The sequence below is a fragment of the Xanthomonas sacchari genome, from assembly GCF_040529065.1.
Classification (GTDB): Bacteria; Pseudomonadota; Gammaproteobacteria; order Xanthomonadales; family Xanthomonadaceae; genus Xanthomonas_A; species Xanthomonas_A sacchari.
Genome location: NZ_CP132343.1, coordinates 4,686,534 through 4,701,702, shown reverse-complemented (window position 1 = coordinate 4,701,702; position 15,169 = coordinate 4,686,534). Strand labels below are relative to the sequence as shown.

23 protein-coding genes and 1 pseudogene are annotated in these 15,169 nt (G+C 59.6%); 1 reads left to right on the top strand and 23 read right to left on the bottom strand.

Translation table 11 applies throughout. The features are described 5' to 3' along the window. Positions 1 to 13 precede the first annotated feature (13 nt). The 23 genes from RAB71_RS19970 to RAB71_RS19860 form a co-directional block, all read right to left on the bottom strand. The gene (locus RAB71_RS19970; RefSeq protein ID WP_010340324.1) at positions 14 to 1,012 is read right to left on the bottom strand and encodes an AI-2E family transporter; all 999 of its coding nucleotides are present in this window, start codon (positions 1,010 to 1,012) and stop codon (positions 14 to 16) included. Positions 1,013 to 1,286: 274 nt separating this feature from the next. Next, a complete protein-coding gene (locus RAB71_RS19965; RefSeq protein WP_010340325.1) occupies positions 1,287 to 1,676 on the bottom strand; it encodes a VOC family protein in 390 nt (129 codons plus the stop codon). Next, the gene (locus RAB71_RS19960; protein WP_029561723.1) at positions 1,673 to 2,011 is read right to left on the bottom strand and encodes a hypothetical protein; all 339 of its coding nucleotides are present in this window, start codon (positions 2,009 to 2,011) and stop codon (positions 1,673 to 1,675) included. The genes RAB71_RS19965 and RAB71_RS19960 overlap by 4 nt, the downstream gene beginning before the upstream one ends. A 556-nt stretch (positions 2,012 to 2,567) precedes the next feature. Further along, positions 2,568 to 3,188 carry a hypothetical protein gene (locus RAB71_RS19955; protein WP_029561724.1) on the bottom strand — a complete coding sequence of 207 codons (621 nt, stop codon included), beginning with the start codon at positions 3,186 to 3,188 and terminating at the stop codon, positions 2,568 to 2,570. A 534-nt stretch (positions 3,189 to 3,722) separates the two neighbouring features. After that, positions 3,723 to 4,019, bottom strand: coding sequence for a DUF2695 domain-containing protein (locus RAB71_RS19950; RefSeq protein WP_029561725.1), 297 nt, complete (start codon positions 4,017 to 4,019; stop codon positions 3,723 to 3,725). A 91-nt stretch (positions 4,020 to 4,110) separates the two neighbouring features. After that, positions 4,111 to 4,434, bottom strand: a complete 324-nt coding sequence (locus tag RAB71_RS19945; protein ID WP_010340329.1) for a cyclic-phosphate processing receiver domain-containing protein — start codon at positions 4,432 to 4,434, stop codon at positions 4,111 to 4,113. Positions 4,435 to 4,496: 62 nt separating this feature from the next. After that, a complete protein-coding gene (locus RAB71_RS19940) occupies positions 4,497 to 4,640 on the bottom strand; it encodes a hypothetical protein (RefSeq protein ID WP_156148531.1) in 144 nt (47 codons plus the stop codon). A gap of 34 nt (positions 4,641 to 4,674) precedes the next feature. After that, positions 4,675 to 4,977: a hypothetical protein gene (locus RAB71_RS19935; RefSeq protein ID WP_010340330.1), complete on the bottom strand. Its 303-nt coding sequence runs from the start codon at positions 4,975 to 4,977 to the stop codon at positions 4,675 to 4,677. 73 nt (positions 4,978 to 5,050) lie between these two features. Continuing rightward, positions 5,051 to 5,290 (bottom strand): DUF1161 domain-containing protein, encoded by a 240-nt coding sequence (locus RAB71_RS19930; protein WP_010340331.1) that lies wholly within the window; start codon positions 5,288 to 5,290, stop codon positions 5,051 to 5,053. Between the two features lie 217 nt (positions 5,291 to 5,507). Further along, positions 5,508 to 6,044 (bottom strand): hypothetical protein, encoded by a 537-nt coding sequence (locus RAB71_RS19925; RefSeq protein ID WP_234006619.1) that lies wholly within the window; start codon positions 6,042 to 6,044, stop codon positions 5,508 to 5,510. Positions 6,045 to 6,135: 91 nt separating this feature from the next. Then, positions 6,136 to 6,675, bottom strand: coding sequence for a transglycosylase domain-containing protein (locus RAB71_RS19920; protein WP_010340333.1), 540 nt, complete (start codon positions 6,673 to 6,675; stop codon positions 6,136 to 6,138). Positions 6,676 to 6,716: 41 nt separating this feature from the next. Then, positions 6,717 to 7,091, bottom strand: coding sequence for a hypothetical protein (locus tag RAB71_RS19915; protein WP_010340334.1), 375 nt, complete (start codon positions 7,089 to 7,091; stop codon positions 6,717 to 6,719). A 782-nt stretch (positions 7,092 to 7,873) separates the two neighbouring features. After that, complete coding sequence (locus RAB71_RS19910; protein WP_010340335.1) at positions 7,874 to 8,458, bottom strand: hypothetical protein; 585 nt, start codon at positions 8,456 to 8,458, stop codon at positions 7,874 to 7,876. A 418-nt stretch (positions 8,459 to 8,876) separates the two neighbouring features. After that, positions 8,877 to 9,218: a hypothetical protein gene (locus RAB71_RS19905; protein WP_138985697.1), complete on the bottom strand. Its 342-nt coding sequence runs from the start codon at positions 9,216 to 9,218 to the stop codon at positions 8,877 to 8,879. 80 nt (positions 9,219 to 9,298) lie between these two features. Next, positions 9,299 to 9,667 (bottom strand): hypothetical protein, encoded by a 369-nt coding sequence (locus tag RAB71_RS19900; RefSeq protein ID WP_138985698.1) that lies wholly within the window; start codon positions 9,665 to 9,667, stop codon positions 9,299 to 9,301. Positions 9,668 to 9,768: 101 nt separating this feature from the next. After that, positions 9,769 to 10,383, bottom strand: a complete 615-nt coding sequence (locus tag RAB71_RS19895; protein WP_138985699.1) for a hypothetical protein — start codon at positions 10,381 to 10,383, stop codon at positions 9,769 to 9,771. Positions 10,384 to 10,471: 88 nt separating this feature from the next. Next, the gene (locus RAB71_RS19890; protein WP_010340337.1) at positions 10,472 to 11,140 is read right to left on the bottom strand and encodes a hypothetical protein; all 669 of its coding nucleotides are present in this window, start codon (positions 11,138 to 11,140) and stop codon (positions 10,472 to 10,474) included. Positions 11,141 to 11,206: 66 nt separating this feature from the next. Further along, positions 11,207 to 11,965, bottom strand: coding sequence for a DUF4272 domain-containing protein (locus tag RAB71_RS19885; RefSeq protein ID WP_040900533.1), 759 nt, complete (start codon positions 11,963 to 11,965; stop codon positions 11,207 to 11,209). 472 nt (positions 11,966 to 12,437) lie between these two features. Continuing rightward, complete coding sequence (locus RAB71_RS19880) at positions 12,438 to 12,872, bottom strand: hypothetical protein (RefSeq protein WP_138985700.1); 435 nt, start codon at positions 12,870 to 12,872, stop codon at positions 12,438 to 12,440. 56 nt (positions 12,873 to 12,928) lie between these two features. Continuing rightward, complete coding sequence (locus RAB71_RS19875) at positions 12,929 to 13,210, bottom strand: hypothetical protein (RefSeq protein WP_010340339.1); 282 nt, start codon at positions 13,208 to 13,210, stop codon at positions 12,929 to 12,931. A gap of 85 nt (positions 13,211 to 13,295) precedes the next feature. Next, the gene (locus tag RAB71_RS19870; protein ID WP_010340340.1) at positions 13,296 to 13,736 is read right to left on the bottom strand and encodes an OmpA family protein; all 441 of its coding nucleotides are present in this window, start codon (positions 13,734 to 13,736) and stop codon (positions 13,296 to 13,298) included. A 61-nt stretch (positions 13,737 to 13,797) separates the two neighbouring features. Then, positions 13,798 to 14,244, bottom strand: coding sequence for a hypothetical protein (locus RAB71_RS19865; protein WP_138985701.1), 447 nt, complete (start codon positions 14,242 to 14,244; stop codon positions 13,798 to 13,800). Positions 14,245 to 14,419: 175 nt separating this feature from the next. Then, positions 14,420 to 14,755 (bottom strand): hypothetical protein, encoded by a 336-nt coding sequence (locus RAB71_RS19860; protein ID WP_138985702.1) that lies wholly within the window; start codon positions 14,753 to 14,755, stop codon positions 14,420 to 14,422. Between the two features lie 215 nt (positions 14,756 to 14,970). On the opposite strand from RAB71_RS19860, the pseudogene RAB71_RS19855 reads away from it, so the two are divergent. Further along, positions 14,971 to 15,152 (top strand): annotated as a pseudogene (locus RAB71_RS19855) (recombinase XerD); the annotation flags it as partial. Between the last annotated feature and the right edge of the window lie 17 nt (positions 15,153 to 15,169).

The following is a 15,169-nucleotide window of genomic DNA, read 5'->3' as shown; positions in this document are numbered from 1 at the left end:
ATCGTCCTGGAGCTCAGGCGGCGGGCTTTCCCGCTCCATCCGCGCCTTCGGCATCGCCCAGCGCGTGTTGCACGTACAAGCGCTTGACCAGCACGTAGAGCACCACGGTGAGCGGCGCCGCCAGCACCACGCCCATCGGCCCGAACAGCACGCCGATGCCGAACAGCGAGAACAGCAGCAGCGCCGGGGGCAGATCCACCGCGCGCGCCTGGATCAGCGGCTGCAGGATGTGGCCCTCCAACTGCTGCAGCACCACGAACAGCAACAGCGCGCCCAGCGCCACCTGCGGGCTGACCGTGAAGCCCAGCAGGATCGCCGGCACCGCCGCCACGATCGGGCCGACGATGGGGATGAAGTCCAGCAGCGCGGTCAGCAGGCCGATGCCCAGTGCCACCGGCACGCCCAGCAGCCACAGGCCGATGCCGGTCAGGGTGCCGATCACCGCCATCGCCAGCAACTGACCGGTCAGCCACGCGCGCAGCGCCTGGCCGCTGGCGGTCAGCGCCTCGTCGGCGACGCCGCGGCGGTCGCGCGGCAGCAGGTGCAGCAGGCCATGCCGATACAGCCGCGGCTGCGCGGCCAGGTACAGCCCGCCGACCATCATCAGCACCGCATCGGTGACGCCGCCACCGGCCGACAGCACGATGGCGCCGGCATGCGTGGCCAGGGTCGAAGCGCCGTCGCGCAACTGGTCGGGGATGCGCTCGATCTGCGGCCCCAGCGGGCCGGACTGCAGCCAGGCATGGAACTTGTTCCAGGCCGCCGGCAGGGTGGCGCGGAAGGTGTCGATCTGCGCGGCGACCTCGGCGCCGAACAGCAGCACGATCGCCGACAGCGCCAGCACCAGCACCAGGATCACCAGCGCCAGCGCCGCCCACTCCGGCAGCGGCAACCACTTGCGCAACAGCGTGGCCAGCCCGTGCAGCAGCACGCCCACCACCACCGCGCCGAACACGATCAGCAGCAGCTCCGACAACTGCCAGGCCAGCAGCGCCAGCGCGCCCAGCGCCATGACGACCAGGACCCGCGCCGTGAACGCGCGCAGGGGCGAAGGGGAACCGGGGACGGAGGCATTCATCGGTGGCGCGGATCCCGATCAGGACAATGAGCGCGGACAGTAGTGGCAGGGCGGTGCAGGGCGGGCGAAGATCGTGCGCCGCCTGTCGGCGGTGCACAGCCCCCGGTCGGTGACTGTAGGCGACGCCGGAGCACGCCCGCAGGTGTAGCGGATCTTGCTGCGCGTTGGGCGGGCTCAAGCGGCAACGGCTGACGGCCGGCGCCGGGCGCTACTGCCCGGCGGGCGGCTGCCAGAGTTCCACCTTGTTGCCTTCCGGGTCGATGACCCAGGCGAAGGCGCCGTATTCGGATTCGTCGATGCGGTCCAGCACGTGGCAGCCTTCCTCGCGCAGCGCCGCGACCAAGGCGTGCAGATCGTGCACCCGGTAATTGATCATGAAGGGCGCCGTGCCGGGGGCGAAGTGCGGCTCCTGCGTCGCCGCGCCGATCGACCAGACAGTGGAGCCGGTCACCGGTGCGCCGCTGCCGTCGTTCCAGGCGAAGGCGGTGCCGCCCCAGGCCTGTACGTCGATGCCGAGATGCCGCTGGTACCAGGCCTGCAGCGCGGCCGGATCCTGTGCCTTGAAGAAGATGCCGCCAATCCCGGTGACGCGTTTCATGGAGCCTCCGCTGGTCCGATGGTGGGCTGGCCGGGCAGCGGCTCGTACCCGTCGCCGCGGCCGCTCAGCCAGCGCAGTCTACGCTTGCCGGCCTCGCCCAGGTACGCGGCGGCGGCCAAGAGCAGGGGATGCCGCAGGTCCGTATCGGTCATCGTCCGCGCGTGCCCATCGACTTCGATATTCAGGAAATGCGCCTGATCCGCCTCGTCGTCGTAGCTGCGCGCCAGTAGTCGATCGCGGCCGTCGCTGAAGCGGTAGAGAGTGTAGGCGTAGTAGTAGCCGTCTTCGTCGTCCGGCTCGCTGGCGTCCACGTGGTGGGTGATGTCGACGTGCATGCGTTTCATTTCGTTGGGCAGCGTCAGCGCAATCATGTACGCCGTTCCCTACCAAGAGAAATATTTCACTCGAAACAGCCGAACCGAATGACGTCAGGGCGCGAAGCCCCGAAGGATTCAATTTTGGCTATTTTGGGGCAACCTAAAGAAAAGGATCAACGTCAGTACAAAACTGATCATCAGGGAGAGTGCTGGCAATTCCGAGGTGAATCCGATCGCGAACAGCATAGGAACCAGCGCTACAAGCAATAGCTTGCTCCGGACTCTCCAGATCATGAAGACAGAGCATGCGAGAAGTGCAGCAGCTATGGGTCACATGAGAACTACAACAGGTGGTCGTCGGCCTGAAAGAAAAGAGAGAACGGCTGGCAATCCTATGTCGAGAGCAGGGTAGATCAGTAATGCGGTGAGAATCTTCTGAAGGGTTCTGTCCGTTTTTAGCGGCGCAGACGCGGCATTGGAATGCGTCAATGCAGATGTCGGCGCTGCGTAGGGATCTTCAGGATGCATAGGACTACCGTGTCAAAGGTGATTCAAGTTTCGCCGAATCACGCCGTCAGCTGGCGAGCGGCATTGCCATCTGCTTGGGCGCCTTCGAGGGAGCATCCAGCTTCGACATCCACATGCCGCATCGCTTGTCGCTGACGTCCCAGTCGTCCCCCTTCTTGGTGAGCACTACGATGCCGCCATTCCCGCACAGCATTCCACAGTGGAAGGAGTAGGCGAACGCCGCCGTCTGGTGGCTGGCATCGAAGGTCACGGCTGTCAGCGTCATCAATCCTGCGGCCATGCCTTGTTCCACTGCCTGATCCACGGGATGTCCCTGGCCTATCAGCTCCCCGGGGTCCTGCGGTGTCCAGCGCTTTGGATCGACCAGGCGCACGTATGGCAGTTCGCCGATCACCGGGCCGAGATCGGCGATGGGCGTGGTCGCACTCCATGTGGACTTACCGTCGGTACATCCCTTCAACGCCTCCAGTTGTTCGGCATTGATGGCCTCGGCCTCGTGGCTGACGTTGATGGGCGGTCCGTCCTTGCCGGCATAGACATCCAGAAACGCCCGGTACGGCGCAGCAGCTTCATTTTCTTCGGCACGGACATCGCCGGCGGCGGCTGTGACAATCATGCCCATCATGCCGATGAGCACGGCGACTCGCGTTTTCATGACCACTTTCATGTCCTGGATCCCCGTCCTGGGTGGATCATGCCAGAGCGAAACGGCATGCGATACCGCGTGGTGCGTATGGCTGGCGGCCAGCCAGTGGCTTGACTGTCATGTACAAGGGAGCAACACGTGTGGCGCCTTGCCTTCGGCCCCCAGGCGGTGAGCCTGGCGGTCAGTCCCCCTCACGCAGGCCCTTGAATGGCCTAGGTGGCGCGCTGACCGGTTTCCCGAGCGACGTTGCGTCTGAGATAGGGCGACCGACTATTGCGCGCACTCCGGGCGGTCCACTGCACCTCATCGGCGAGCGGCGCGATGAAAGCGCGCCCGCGCACGCGATGGTGAGCGGCTCCCTACTCTTCTACTACCATGGTCGACTCGTAGCAGGCGCGGCCATGTCGACAGTTGACAGGCGGTGTCGCCCCGGGCTTACACGTCGTCGGCGCCGAGATGACCCTGGTACCAGGGCTGCAGCGTAGCCGGGTGCTGTGCCTTGAAGAAGATGCCGCCAAGGTGTTTGTCAGGCCGTACGGGAGATCACGTCCACTCTCACTCCTTGCCCCAGCGCTCCTCGACATTGAAAAGCACTTCGCAATCGCAGAAGCCGCCGTACGTACCAAGCCAGGGGATGACCGGCTCCGGAGCGACATCGCGGGATGCGAGAAACTGCGTGGTCAGCCGCAAGGAGTGATCGCAGCCATCGGCGAGCGCTTCATTCAAGTAATCGAACAAGGCCCAGAGCGTTTCCTTGGGGAGGGGAAGAGTGGCTTCTTCATGCAGACGCTGCTCATGCTCTGCCGCCTTGCGGAGGGCTTTGCGACGTTGGGCTTCCGGATTCTTTGTCATGGTTGCAGTCGCTGCTGAAAAACGGAGATGTGGCATGAAAAGTCGGCATGTGCGAAGTGCACCGCGCATTGCGCAGGCGACCAGTCGCATGTCAGTCGCATCGCGATGGAGCCACGTGCCTACGCTCCGCCGCCATCCGCTTGATCGCCTCGATGCCACGACGCATCTTATCCCCCGCCGAAGTGTTTGCAGAATGGACGTGTATCCTCGGCGGGACGAAGGACCGAAGCGCGACCGCCTCCTCGATCCAGAGCACCACGTCGTAGCCTGTACCGCGCGCATCGTCACCGAGATCGTGGTCCAGGCTGAGTTCCTCTACCTCCCCGGTCTGGAGCAGCGCGATGACGTCATCCGGCCAATAAGCCCTTGTCCATCCATCGGGTGTGTCTCGCTCGTCGTCCAGAAATACACGCATGGCAAGCGGTACCTGTTTTCGGGTCGGCAGGTCTGCCCATCGACCCGTACGCGACGAACCTACTACAGTCCGAGGATCGGCGCGATCTCGCACTGTCGCAAGACGGTGACGAGGCGGCGTGCCGAATCAGCCGGCACGATGCCGGTCAGGGACATCAGCCGATTGCCAGTTGTTGCTTGCGCATTGCAGTTGGCGCGATCGGCCACGCGCGTTGATTTCCAGGCAGAACACCCAGGACAATCAGTTGCTCTGGTTCCAGGCCTTGATGGCCAGGGTGACGCGCTGGCGAGTCTCGGCATCTGCTTTGCGAACCAGATACGGCGACCGATTGCCCAATACCCCCGGCGCGGTAGACTGCACGCGCTCGGCGAGCTGCGCGATGAAATCACGCCCGAGCGCGCGGTACTGCGCAACTTCCTGGGCAGTCAGCGCCATGACCCACGCGTAACCGACGGGCCCATGGCTGCAGTTGACGTCGAGCAGCAGCGTGTCGCCGTCGCGCAGGAGGAACCAGGCATGAGGTGCGTGATCCACTACCTGCATGACATGCTCCTTCTCCGCGCGACGACAATGCCTCGCGTCCACGTTGCATGCATGACGTAACAACCCCTGTCGATTACGTCGACGGCTTGTTCTTGCTGTAGACGATCTTCCTGCTCCCCGCCGCGCAACTGCCAATGACCTTGCGGTCCGCCTTGATATCGGCGTTGTCGACGATCTCCAGCGTGTAGTCCTTGACCCCGTGGGCATCGAGTTTCGCGGTGAGCTCGGCCTTCAACTCCTCGCATGATCTGCCGGCCGCGAAAGCGGACGAGGAGGCGAAGGCGAGCAGCAGAAGCGCGATGGCCTGTTTCATGATGGCACCGATAGTCGATGAAGGAGAAAGAGGTTGCAGGAAAAACAAGTAATGTGTGGCGGCTTTGGCATGGCGGTCGACTTGGTCGCTCGCGGGAGCAGGGCCGTCGCGCCAAGTGTAGCAAGCGCAGATTGCGTCGACTGCTACCGTCATCGTATTCGGTCGGCGGCCGGTCGGGAGGAGCGGGACGCCGACGCCGCGACCCGTTTCAGCGCATTCAGGGATCGACCCACACGCCTGCGTCGTACATCAGCCGCATCGTGTAGTTGAGCTGCAGGGTCTGGTTCGGGCCGCAGGCGATCTGCGTGGTCTTGTCCGACGCTCCAGGTCCAGAGACGGAGATGGACGAGGCGGATCGGAGTGGATCGAACAGGCTGTACCGGTAGCCGCCGTTGCTGAACTCGATCGATGCGTTGCCGTTGGGGAACGTGTTGTAGGTGAAAAGCCCCGTCGGCGGCTTCTTCTGCGCGGGGTACTGCAGCACCAACTTGCCGCCCTCCGACGCCCGGTACTGCAGGTAGCCGGAGGTCCGATTGACCGCCTTCGACGAGCATAGCGAGAACACCCGCCTGCGCGTCTGGCACGTCCACAGGGTGAGCTCGTCCTTGCCGCAAAGCGGGCTGTGTTGGTACTCGTTCTCGGACTCCTGCAGTGTTGCTCGGGTGATGGATGACACCGGCTCAGACGCCGGTGCTGCGAGCGGCAGGCTCGTCAAAGTCGCTGTCACTGCAAGGCACGCCAGGGTCTTCTTCATTCGTGTGTCAATCCTGTGGGAAAGGATCCTGTCAGAGGGCTGTCGGCGCGGGTAACCGATGGCGTCGCCTTCCTGTGGCATGCGTGGAGGGCTAACGCGGCTTCTGGGACCTCACCAGTAGTGTCCGAGCGCGCTGGGCCAGCCTGTTGCGGTCTCTCAAGTAGAGTGTAGGGGCATGGGTGACTGCAACGGTGGTCGCCGCCTGCATCGCTGAGAGTTGGCCAAGTGGCTTGCCGAACTCTCGATTGGCAAAGTTGCTCAGCCCGTGATCCACGCCATTGTAAGAAAGGCTGCAGTAGATACCGTACATTTGCGACTTGTCGAAATGCATCGGCAATAGCATGCGCCAAAGCGCTTCGCGTATCTGCGATTCCCCTTGCGTCAGATCCGATGAAACGCGGGATGTCATCAGGCGGGCCGCCTGCGAAGAAGGCGAGTCCACATTCGCGTCGATCAGCCTGCGGATCGCTTCGGGAGGAGAAGCATCTTCTGGATTGGCTTGGGCGAGCAGATCGCGAATCCGAGCCAGATGTGGGCGGACGGCGAGCACATCGTAGGCGATCAATGCCAGGAGCATTGCCAAGAGAAGGAGCGCTATCCCTTTTCCAAGATAGTGGGCGATCTTGAACATGAGCACTCACCCGCCGTCGAGTGGCTTTTGGACGCGTATACCTACAATAGCTGGCGTTGCTCGGGCCTGCGCAGGAACAGCCAGCCAACGAGCAAGCCGACGCCGGCGGAAGCGAGCAATTGCACCCATTCGAGAATGACAAACAGCGTCGGTTCGCCAGTCGTGTCTGGCGGCAACAGCGCCGCGAGCAGGTCGGCAATGACGGCGTAGATGGCAAGAATGAGGCAGGCATGCGCCAGATGGTGCTGCGTCACGCGTTGCGTCATGTGTGCGAACAGCGCAGCGCATAGCAGGAACGAGAGGACGTTCCAGGCATCGATCCATCCAAGAGGGTCGAAGAACCCGCTGGCAAAGCCAGTGCCGCACTGGAAAAGAAACAGCAGCGCGGTGTAGGCAAGGATCGCTTTCCAGTTCATGGGGGCATGTGCGAGGTGTGTGGTGAAAGCGGAGGTCAGCGCCTATCCTCCGCAACGCGCTGGACAACCGACACGCCTTCCGAATCAATCGCAGTTACCTCGACCGGACTTTTGCGGCTGGGAAATGCGATGGGCAGATTGTAGGCGACTATGTAGGTGAAGTCGGCAGATAGCTCCAAGTCGGTCCGCTTGACTGCCCAGCTAAGCGGGGATGAACGCCTGAAAGGGTGGACTAATCTCGGCGTGATTCAATTTCGTGCTGGCATGAACTCAACTGGCCATCTCCCTCGCCCGTAGTCGTCCCGCGTAGGGTGCAACGATCGAGAGGACGATACAGAGGGCTAGCCATACCCAAGGAGACTCCAGCTCTTGGAGGTTGCCAATGACTTGAACGTTGTTTAGCCCATCTTTGCGATACAGAACCGGAAGCCCCTGATCTGAAGACGCCTGCTTGTACTGATCGGACTTTAGGTGCGCGTGGGAACTAAGGGTCTCACCAGACTCAAGTTTCAGAAGTACCGCATGGCCGTACTTTCGCTGATCTGAGGCCGCTCTTATTTCATCTTGCGGGCTGTCGCCTACGGGTTGGGGCAAGAGGAATAGCCTCGCGGGTGCAGACGACAGGCGGTACTGGAACCAAGGCACTACGTTGCTGACAAACACAACGAATGTCGAAGCGGCCATCAGGTACAGCACGACAACAAACAATAGACGTTGGAATCTCATGTCGAAGACTGGGTCAAGTGGGGTGTATGGTGGGATCAGTGAGGCCTGACATCGGATCAAGCCGCGCTGCGAAGCGGCGTCGGGTCGAGAACATTGTTGGCGCGCACCCACTTTCCATGCTGCGCGAAGGCTACGGCGCCAAAGGAGAACTCGATGGCCGCCCCCACAGCAACAACGAAGACCGCGGGCGCGCGACACAACGCCAAGACAATTGCGCTCGCAGCGAGCGCCAGACCCAGCACCCAGTAGAGCCTCATGCCATAGACAGATGCAAACACCAGATAGCGGCCCCCGATGACGAGCAACATGCCCAAGAAGAACCAAGCTGGCTGACGGAGGCCCAGCCCGTACGCGAGCGGCAAGCTGAAGATGAGCCAGAACGTGCTCGCTCCCGCAAGTTGACCGAGCGGATTGCCTTTACTGTGCGCGCCAGAGGCTCCAAGAAGCTTGCACAGCAGCACGCTGACCGGGTAGATCAACATGCCGCCAATAAGCAGCGCCCAGATAGCGCGCTCCGGCGAGACCAACGCCGTAAAAGCAGTGGCGACTGCCCACGCCGTCGCCGAGGCCACGATCCCAGTACTCCCGCTCAAGTAGCCGCGACGCATGTCCCACTGCGCGTCTCTGATCGTCATTTCCATCGAGCCCCTTCTCGCTGTTGTGTGTGCTAATGCCTGAGTTGCGCCGCGTTGCGAAGCGGCGTCGGCTTGAACGAATGGTTAAACGGCGCTGCCAGGCGGTGGTAAGGCATGGACCGTGCTCCCCAGCACTGCCGCCGAGCGCCGAGCATGCCATAGATCGTAGCCTTGGGGCTCACCCGAGGCGCTGGCTGCTGGATGTGACCGAAGCTCAAGGTAATGAGCGCAGCGGGGCAACGACGCCAGACGACGAAGCAGGGGGGGGCGATCCGATGACTGGAGACTTGAGGACTGCGCGCCGGAGCCAACCGTGAGGCGCCAGCGCTGTTGCCGAAGGTGGAAGCCGCGCCGCACGTACAGCACTGCCGCCTAACACCTGAGTTAAGCCGCGTCGCAAAGCGGCGCCGGCTTGAACAGCTTGTTAGGCGCCAATCCGACCACCATGCCACGTGTCCAGGAGCTCATTTGCCACCTGCGCGGGGATCGCGCCGATAGCATGAAGATGCCAGGCGAGATGGATGGCCAGCAAATGCAAGTAGCCATGCTGAACTGTGTCGAATCCTCGAGTATCGGCCGCTATATTCCAGGCAGCTAAGCCGAAGAGCACAGATTCATCGGAACTGCTATCGGGCTCAAAGGACACATTTCTCACAATCTCAAAGATTGCAGTATCTCCAGAAACGCGGCTTCTCAACACTTCTACATCTGTGAGCAAGTCCAGCAACTGCCGAACGTCACCGACAAATTGATCGACTGCAGACATCTGCTGCGGCGCCCGGCGTCTTGTCAGAGGGCAAGCCTTAGCCCGTCGCAGCGAGTGGCTCGGGAGACTTGCATCGATTGTTAGGCGTTCTTCTCCGGCGCCGAACCAGGCCCGGCATCCAAACCGGATGGGTCCGACCCAAGCAGGTCCTCAAACAGCATGGCTGCGTCATCTGGTTTGATCCCTGGATCCACCATCTTATAGAGCGTGTCGAACACGGCCTCATAGGAAGCCATACGATAGATGAGGGACAGGTCACGCCTCGATGCTCCCAAAGAAAGCAATCGTTCCAGGACAGGGCCGACGTCCCCGAATGGACCATCGGGCTGCTGCTGCGATGCATTGATTGTATTGTCGATCCAGACTTCCTGCATTGGCGAATTGATGATTTCGCTCCACAGTAAATCTAGGAATTCTTCGCGGCTTGGGTACTCTTCTGAATCATCCATGTTGTAGTTGTCTTGTATGCCTAGGAGTGAGTTTTGTATCTAACACCTGAGTTAAGCTACGCCGCGAAGTGGCGTCGGCTTGGATGAACTGTTAGGCCACGTCACCGGAGCTTGTGCAGCTGCCATGGATAGCTCCTTGTGTGCGGGGCAAAGTATGTGGTTGGCAGATTCAGGCCAATTTTTGCCAAGCCGGTGCGGAGCGAGTCCTCTGTACCCAGACCGTCAGACTGAAGGCTTGATCTTGTGAGAACGACTGATTCCATTGGCTCGTACACAAGGGAATATTCATAGTCGATGCTTCCGCCCCACATGCCACAGCTGTAATAGAGGACTGGTTGTTTCAAATGAGCTGCTAGACTTGCGATCGCCTTGCGCAACTGCAATGGCGGCATAGACTCTTCGTCCTGGTACTCAGAAAGCTGCTGCGTTACGCTTGTGTCCAACAGTACTTCAGCAATTGAATCAAATGGCAGCTCAGCCCAGTCAAGTGCCGCCACCCCGTGCCAGTCAACGCCGTGGGACGACCTGCCACATACGGGGCGTATCATTAATAGCCCGCCATCGGGGAGCGCATGAAGCTGTTCCTGCCGATACCATTCATGTCCGTCGAGTGACTGGATGTGGTACGCAAAGGGCGCCAAGTGCGATGAGGCACTGATCGCCTTCAAGGCCGCGTCGCTAGCGCGAAGGATGATTTCGTCTGCGTACCAGGTCATTGGATAAGCGGCCTAACGTTCGACATGAGCGGCGGCTTTGGGCTGGCGCAGGCAGCTCAAAGACGTTCGCTTGATGGAGGGGTTAGGCTCATGGGCGCCAGACATCTACATCCCCGGACAGCGCAAGCGACACGAGCACCAGCTGAGAGCGCCAGTCCACCAGGATGAGCTTGTACGTCTTGTTCAGTTGAGCAAATGCGTGGGTCAGTTTGAGATCCTCTCCGCCGCGCTCCACCATGGCGCCGAGCGCGACAACCTCACCTTGGCTGGCAATCCCGTAGAGAAAGACTCCCCCACCGATTGTTAGCGTGAAGCCGCCCTTGACTTGCCCAAGTGGACGCGACGCGGTGGTGAGGATAGGTGAGGGGGCGAGTTTGGCACCAACTACCCTGCCGACTTGAGCAACCGCATCATCGCCCGCTACCACCTCGGATGGCGCTAAGCGCCTCGCGTAGATTTCCGTCCACCCGTATTGAGTGCGATGGCCCAGCTCAAAGGACTTGTATTCAGCCAATCGCCGCTTGATCTCTTGAAGGCGCGCGACCGGAAAGAACTCCAACTGCCGCCATTCGTCTTCGTGAAACTGTGGCGCCCCTTCGAACGACTCTTTGGTCGGGATCACGAAGTCGATCTGATCGGCTGCGACGGTTGGCATCGAAAACCGAATCGACTTCGCGTCGATGGTTTGCACTGGATCCGCCTGCGCGGACGATGCTCTGCCGAGCGCCGCGAGCGTTGAGGTGATGATCTTCTTCATGGGTGGAGTATGGAGAGCCTAACACCTGAGTTAAGCCGCGCCAAAGGCGTCGGCTTGAATGAATTGTTAGGTGTCTGTCGAGATGTCATCCCACTCTTGATCCATATATCCAATGAGCCAGTTGAGGGCATGGTGCCTCTCCATGGTTACTCCCGGCTCTAGAGATGCTGGGGCTTGCTTGCCGTTTATCCTGGCATCAACTACCGCCCAGTGATAGCGATAGATTAGATCCGCCTCATCCAGGATCTCTTCTATGGTCCGTAGCTTGGAATCAGAAATAAACTGTGAGGAAGTGCGTTCGTGTAGGAACTTCACAGCGCGTGGGACGTCGCAGATTTCGGTGGGCTTCCCCAAGGCCTCGACGTAGCCAAGCGACCACAGCAGAGTCCATGCAGCCTCATACCGCCAAGCAAACTGGATTCGGTCATGGGTATTAGGAGATTGCTGCTGAACGAAGGCCGCCTCGTTGGGCGTTAAGTGTCCATCGAGACCATAGTCTTTGACGATCTTGTCGACAATAGGCTGCTCTAGGCCTTCACCTTTAACGGCCACGACTAGTAGGGCCATTGCTCGCCACGCAATTTCCTCTTTGGTCCTGCGTTTGACATCACGGACATCCTCAATTGCCGGAAGATGTTCAATGAATGGCACCCCTTCCGATTTGAGTCGGGCGACTGAACGTGTTCTCCGCTCGAGCGATGCCCCTGTTGCGTTGGATTCCATGACCTTGATCTTTTCCTTCCGATCTTCGATAGGGGGTGTCTCTTGCGCACAGGAAGACAGCGCGAGAAGCATCAGAACTGAGGCAAGAGAGCGAGAGTGCATGGGCGCACCTAACACCAGAATTAAGCCGGCCCGCGAAGCGGGTTCGGCTTGAATGAATTGTTATAGCCCATTCCTATACTCATACCCGTTGCTCGGGTCCTGTGCATCCGCGGATGATGCAGGACGATCCTTGTGGTGGATGCGGGAAACGCCAAGTAGAGCCAAGCCTGTCAGTGCAAGAACCAAAGATATCACGTATCCGAGCATGGACTCGTTAACTTGGCCAGGAGGAACGGTTGCGTCGGCATGTAGTGCAGCTATCAAGAATAGGATAGCGACCAACCATGAGGCTAAAGCCAGAAGCAACGTCGCGAATCTGACAATGGCTGCGGACTTGATCATCGGCTCTAACGCCCGCGATAAACCGTGCCGGAGCACGAAGTGCGGAGGGCACCTGCGAGCGAAGCTTGTAGGCGTCGGCTTGACCAAACGGTTAGGTCGTGGAACGTAGGCACGGTTTTGGGGTTTTGTTTCATGCTTCTATGTGCCTCACCGGAACACCTCTCCGGAGTGCTTCATCCTTTACGGCTTCTCCCACCACTTCATCCTCAATTACTAGCGCCATTTTTGTGAGCTCATTGAAAAGTAGGAAGCCGCTTTGGTCTTGAGCGTACTCTTCTATCACTAGGCCATGCTGGCGGCATATCAAGGCGATGCGCCGACCTGTTTGTGAGTCCGGGAAATCGACATTAAGTTTCGATGTGCCGCGCAGCGCCCGAAGAACTTCGGAGGAGGTTAGGCCTTTGTATGAGGGCACTACTTCTCTTACAGCTTTCAGTTCCGCAACAGTTGGACCTTGCTCAGAAAATATAATGCAAAGTGACATGGACTGTCGGTTGACGCGCATCAGCGTCCAACCCAGTTGTGTTCCATTCCAAAGATAGCTGTAGCGATAAACCTCTTGCATGGCCCTAACGCTGGAGTTAAGCGGCGCACGTTAGTGCGTCCGCGTTGAACGAGATGTTAGGCATGTGCCGAAAGCAGTGTGAGCTGCTGGCCCAGCCAGGACTTGAACTGTTGTTCGGTGAGTGGATCTGGCGAATGCCCACATTCGTTCCAGCGCCGGTCAACAACTTGGGACCAATCGTCCACGACTTGCGCCAGCGCTGGATGACCGCCCCAGAACCGAGCCGCGTCGCGGCACTGGTTGACGCTGCCGTTGAGCTCTTGAATGGAGCAAGTGCCGCCCAGGTAGCGCTGCCCCGCCTCCAGCATTTGCCGGAACTCGGCGATTTCGACAGACATTACGTTTATGCCTAACGCCTGAATTAAGCCGCGCCGCGAAGCGGCATCGGCTTGAATGAATTGTTAGGTGTCATGCTGGAGCACTTTACGGCTCAATGTCAACGTTTAGCTCGGCGCGCTGATTGAGCGAGTTCTCCTCCCGTTTGCCAGCGATCGGGCGAGTGGTCCCGTACTCGGTTAGAGCAATGACACAAAGCGGATCTACGCCAGCGGCTAGCAGGAACCTGTATAGGAGAAGCGCTCGACGTTGGGCGAGATAGCGGCACTCTTGCCCGGAACACTCATACTGATCCGTATGGCCCGCAATCTCGAACCTGACGTCCGGGTAGCGCTTGATTAGCTCGACAGAGCGATTCAAGTTGGCAATTTGGTCTGCCCCAGTAACAGCCTCGTCGATCGTCTCGCCCTTGATGGGATGGCCGGCCTTGAAGAAAGCACCATACAGGTCCAGTGAAGAACTGCATGCAGCGGCGGAGTATCCACCGAGCAGAACTGTCGATAGCAGGATTGAGAGGAGCTTGGACATGGCACCTAACGTTTGAGTTCAGCAGCCGCCGGACCGGTCCGATGGAACGATTGGTTGGGCGTCATGTTCTCGGCACCCATTGATCTGTATCTCGGTTCAAACCTAGACCGATCGATTCGAATTCGTCCGTGGCTTCTCCTCGCTCTGCGCCCAGCCTAACAAGAGCAGTGTTGATGGCGGATTGAGCGACTACTGGCGACCCGATTGCTTTGCCATGAGCGAAAATTGCGTGAGCTTGCATTCCCGCTCCACCAAAAATCTCTGCTTCTATGTAGGCAACTTCTCCGCCTGCACTCAAAGGCTCGCAAAGTTTCAGGAGTGACAGTGGAAGCTCTTCGTCTCCTTCATCAGTCAGTGGACAGAAGGCAATCCCATGGACATCTCGAATATTTGATGTGAGCGGAACGAGCTCGAAGCCACTTTGGAGCTGGACCCGTTCCAACTCGAACGGTAAAGAATCGGGAAGCACTCCCGATTTTGCGATCACTGCCTGCAGCGTGTAGCTCATACTTGTGATGCTCAACGCCCGCGTTAACAGGCGACTGCCAGCGAAGCTGGTAGACGTCCTGTTGAACAACCAGTTAGGCTGGGGCGTGTAGTGGAAGGCCTGGCTAGTACCACCAGGCCTGCACTAGCAGGCGACGGAACAGGAATTGAGATAGCACCGGAGGTCATTGACTGGCCTACCGAACACGGGGAACGCCAGGCGTTCTATCGCCCCAAGCTTCACCAATTGCTATCAGCCCAAGAAGCATGTGAAAGTCGTTTGCGAGTGGTAGCTGCTCTCGCACCGTGGGCATGTATTCAGCCCGACTTTCGATGATGCGAGCTGCATCCAAGATGACAGATAAAACCTGCTTGGAGACAACATGCTCCTGTTTGATGGCGCTCGATTTCTCGAACAAATAGCTCTTCAGTTGATTGAAGGCTTCTGCATCGTATGTCTCAGCCGCAATTAGGCGCTGCACCGATTTTTGATGCAGCTCTTGCAGTGTTAGGTCGAAGTCGCTGGCACTCATGGTGTTGATGATTGGATTTGAAGCGGTCAGCAATGCGCTCGATTGATGAGCCTAACTACTATTGGACCGCCCAAAAGCGGTGATGCGCCAAGTATCCACCAACGCCAGACGTCTGCAAAGCGGGAAATTCCCACCCTGCATCAATGACTTGCCTGATGGTGGCCGCGGCTCCGTGTGCCAATGCTGGCTACGTTATCCGATGTTCGAGCTGGCGTATGAGTTACACCCGTGACGATGAAGGTGTAATGGCGCATCAACCGCCGAGGTTGCTGGAGCAGGTGCGGGCCGGTTGCGACTTCGGCATGACAGCCTGCGTACCGAGCAAATGTCTGTTGGCTGGATGGGGCGCTTCATCCTGGTCAATGGTGAACGGCATTCAGCGCGGATGGGGCAGGCCGCGCACGTCCTCCGCAT

What these genes read in the sequence shown, in the direction of transcription:
- RAB71_RS19905 (WP_138985697.1), bottom strand. Translation starts at nt 9,218, where the DNA reads ATGTCTGCAGTCGATCAATTTGTCGGTGACGTTCGGCAGTTGCTGGAC.
- RAB71_RS19930 (WP_010340331.1), bottom strand. Translation starts at nt 5,290, where the DNA reads ATGAAACAGGCCATCGCGCTTCTGCTGCTCGCCTTCGCCTCCTCGTCC.
- RAB71_RS19895 (WP_138985699.1), bottom strand. Translation starts at nt 10,383, where the DNA reads ATGACCTGGTACGCAGACGAAATCATCCTTCGCGCTAGCGACGCGGCC.
- RAB71_RS19910 (WP_010340335.1), bottom strand. Translation starts at nt 8,458, where the DNA reads ATGGAAATGACGATCAGAGACGCGCAGTGGGACATGCGTCGCGGCTAC.
- RAB71_RS19865 (WP_138985701.1), bottom strand. Translation starts at nt 14,244, where the DNA reads ATGAGCTACACGCTGCAGGCAGTGATCGCAAAATCGGGAGTGCTTCCC.
- RAB71_RS19900 (WP_138985698.1), bottom strand. Translation starts at nt 9,667, where the DNA reads ATGGATGATTCAGAAGAGTACCCAAGCCGCGAAGAATTCCTAGATTTA.
- RAB71_RS19945 (WP_010340329.1), bottom strand. Translation starts at nt 4,434, where the DNA reads ATGCGTGTATTTCTGGACGACGAGCGAGACACACCCGATGGATGGACA.
- RAB71_RS19950 (WP_029561725.1), bottom strand. Translation starts at nt 4,019, where the DNA reads ATGACAAAGAATCCGGAAGCCCAACGTCGCAAAGCCCTCCGCAAGGCG.
- RAB71_RS19955 (WP_029561724.1), bottom strand. Translation starts at nt 3,188, where the DNA reads ATGAAAGTGGTCATGAAAACGCGAGTCGCCGTGCTCATCGGCATGATG.
- RAB71_RS19875 (WP_010340339.1), bottom strand. Translation starts at nt 13,210, where the DNA reads ATGTCTGTCGAAATCGCCGAGTTCCGGCAAATGCTGGAGGCGGGGCAG.
- RAB71_RS19920 (WP_010340333.1), bottom strand. Translation starts at nt 6,675, where the DNA reads ATGTTCAAGATCGCCCACTATCTTGGAAAAGGGATAGCGCTCCTTCTC.
- RAB71_RS19935 (WP_010340330.1), bottom strand. Translation starts at nt 4,977, where the DNA reads ATGCAGGTAGTGGATCACGCACCTCATGCCTGGTTCCTCCTGCGCGAC.
- RAB71_RS19880 (WP_138985700.1), bottom strand. Translation starts at nt 12,872, where the DNA reads ATGCAAGAGGTTTATCGCTACAGCTATCTTTGGAATGGAACACAACTG.
- RAB71_RS19915 (WP_010340334.1), bottom strand. Translation starts at nt 7,091, where the DNA reads ATGAACTGGAAAGCGATCCTTGCCTACACCGCGCTGCTGTTTCTTTTC.
- RAB71_RS19860 (WP_138985702.1), bottom strand. Translation starts at nt 14,755, where the DNA reads ATGAGTGCCAGCGACTTCGACCTAACACTGCAAGAGCTGCATCAAAAA.
- RAB71_RS19925 (WP_234006619.1), bottom strand. Translation starts at nt 6,044, where the DNA reads ATGAAGAAGACCCTGGCGTGCCTTGCAGTGACAGCGACTTTGACGAGC.
- RAB71_RS19890 (WP_010340337.1), bottom strand. Translation starts at nt 11,140, where the DNA reads ATGAAGAAGATCATCACCTCAACGCTCGCGGCGCTCGGCAGAGCATCG.
- RAB71_RS19870 (WP_010340340.1), bottom strand. Translation starts at nt 13,736, where the DNA reads ATGTCCAAGCTCCTCTCAATCCTGCTATCGACAGTTCTGCTCGGTGGA.
- RAB71_RS19885 (WP_040900533.1), bottom strand. Translation starts at nt 11,965, where the DNA reads ATGCACTCTCGCTCTCTTGCCTCAGTTCTGATGCTTCTCGCGCTGTCT.
- RAB71_RS19965 (WP_010340325.1), bottom strand. Translation starts at nt 1,676, where the DNA reads ATGAAACGCGTCACCGGGATTGGCGGCATCTTCTTCAAGGCACAGGAT.
- RAB71_RS19970 (WP_010340324.1), bottom strand. Translation starts at nt 1,012, where the DNA reads ATGGCGCTGGGCGCGCTGGCGCTGCTGGCCTGGCAGTTGTCGGAGCTG.
- RAB71_RS19960 (WP_029561723.1), bottom strand. Translation starts at nt 2,011, where the DNA reads ATGCACGTCGACATCACCCACCACGTGGACGCCAGCGAGCCGGACGAC.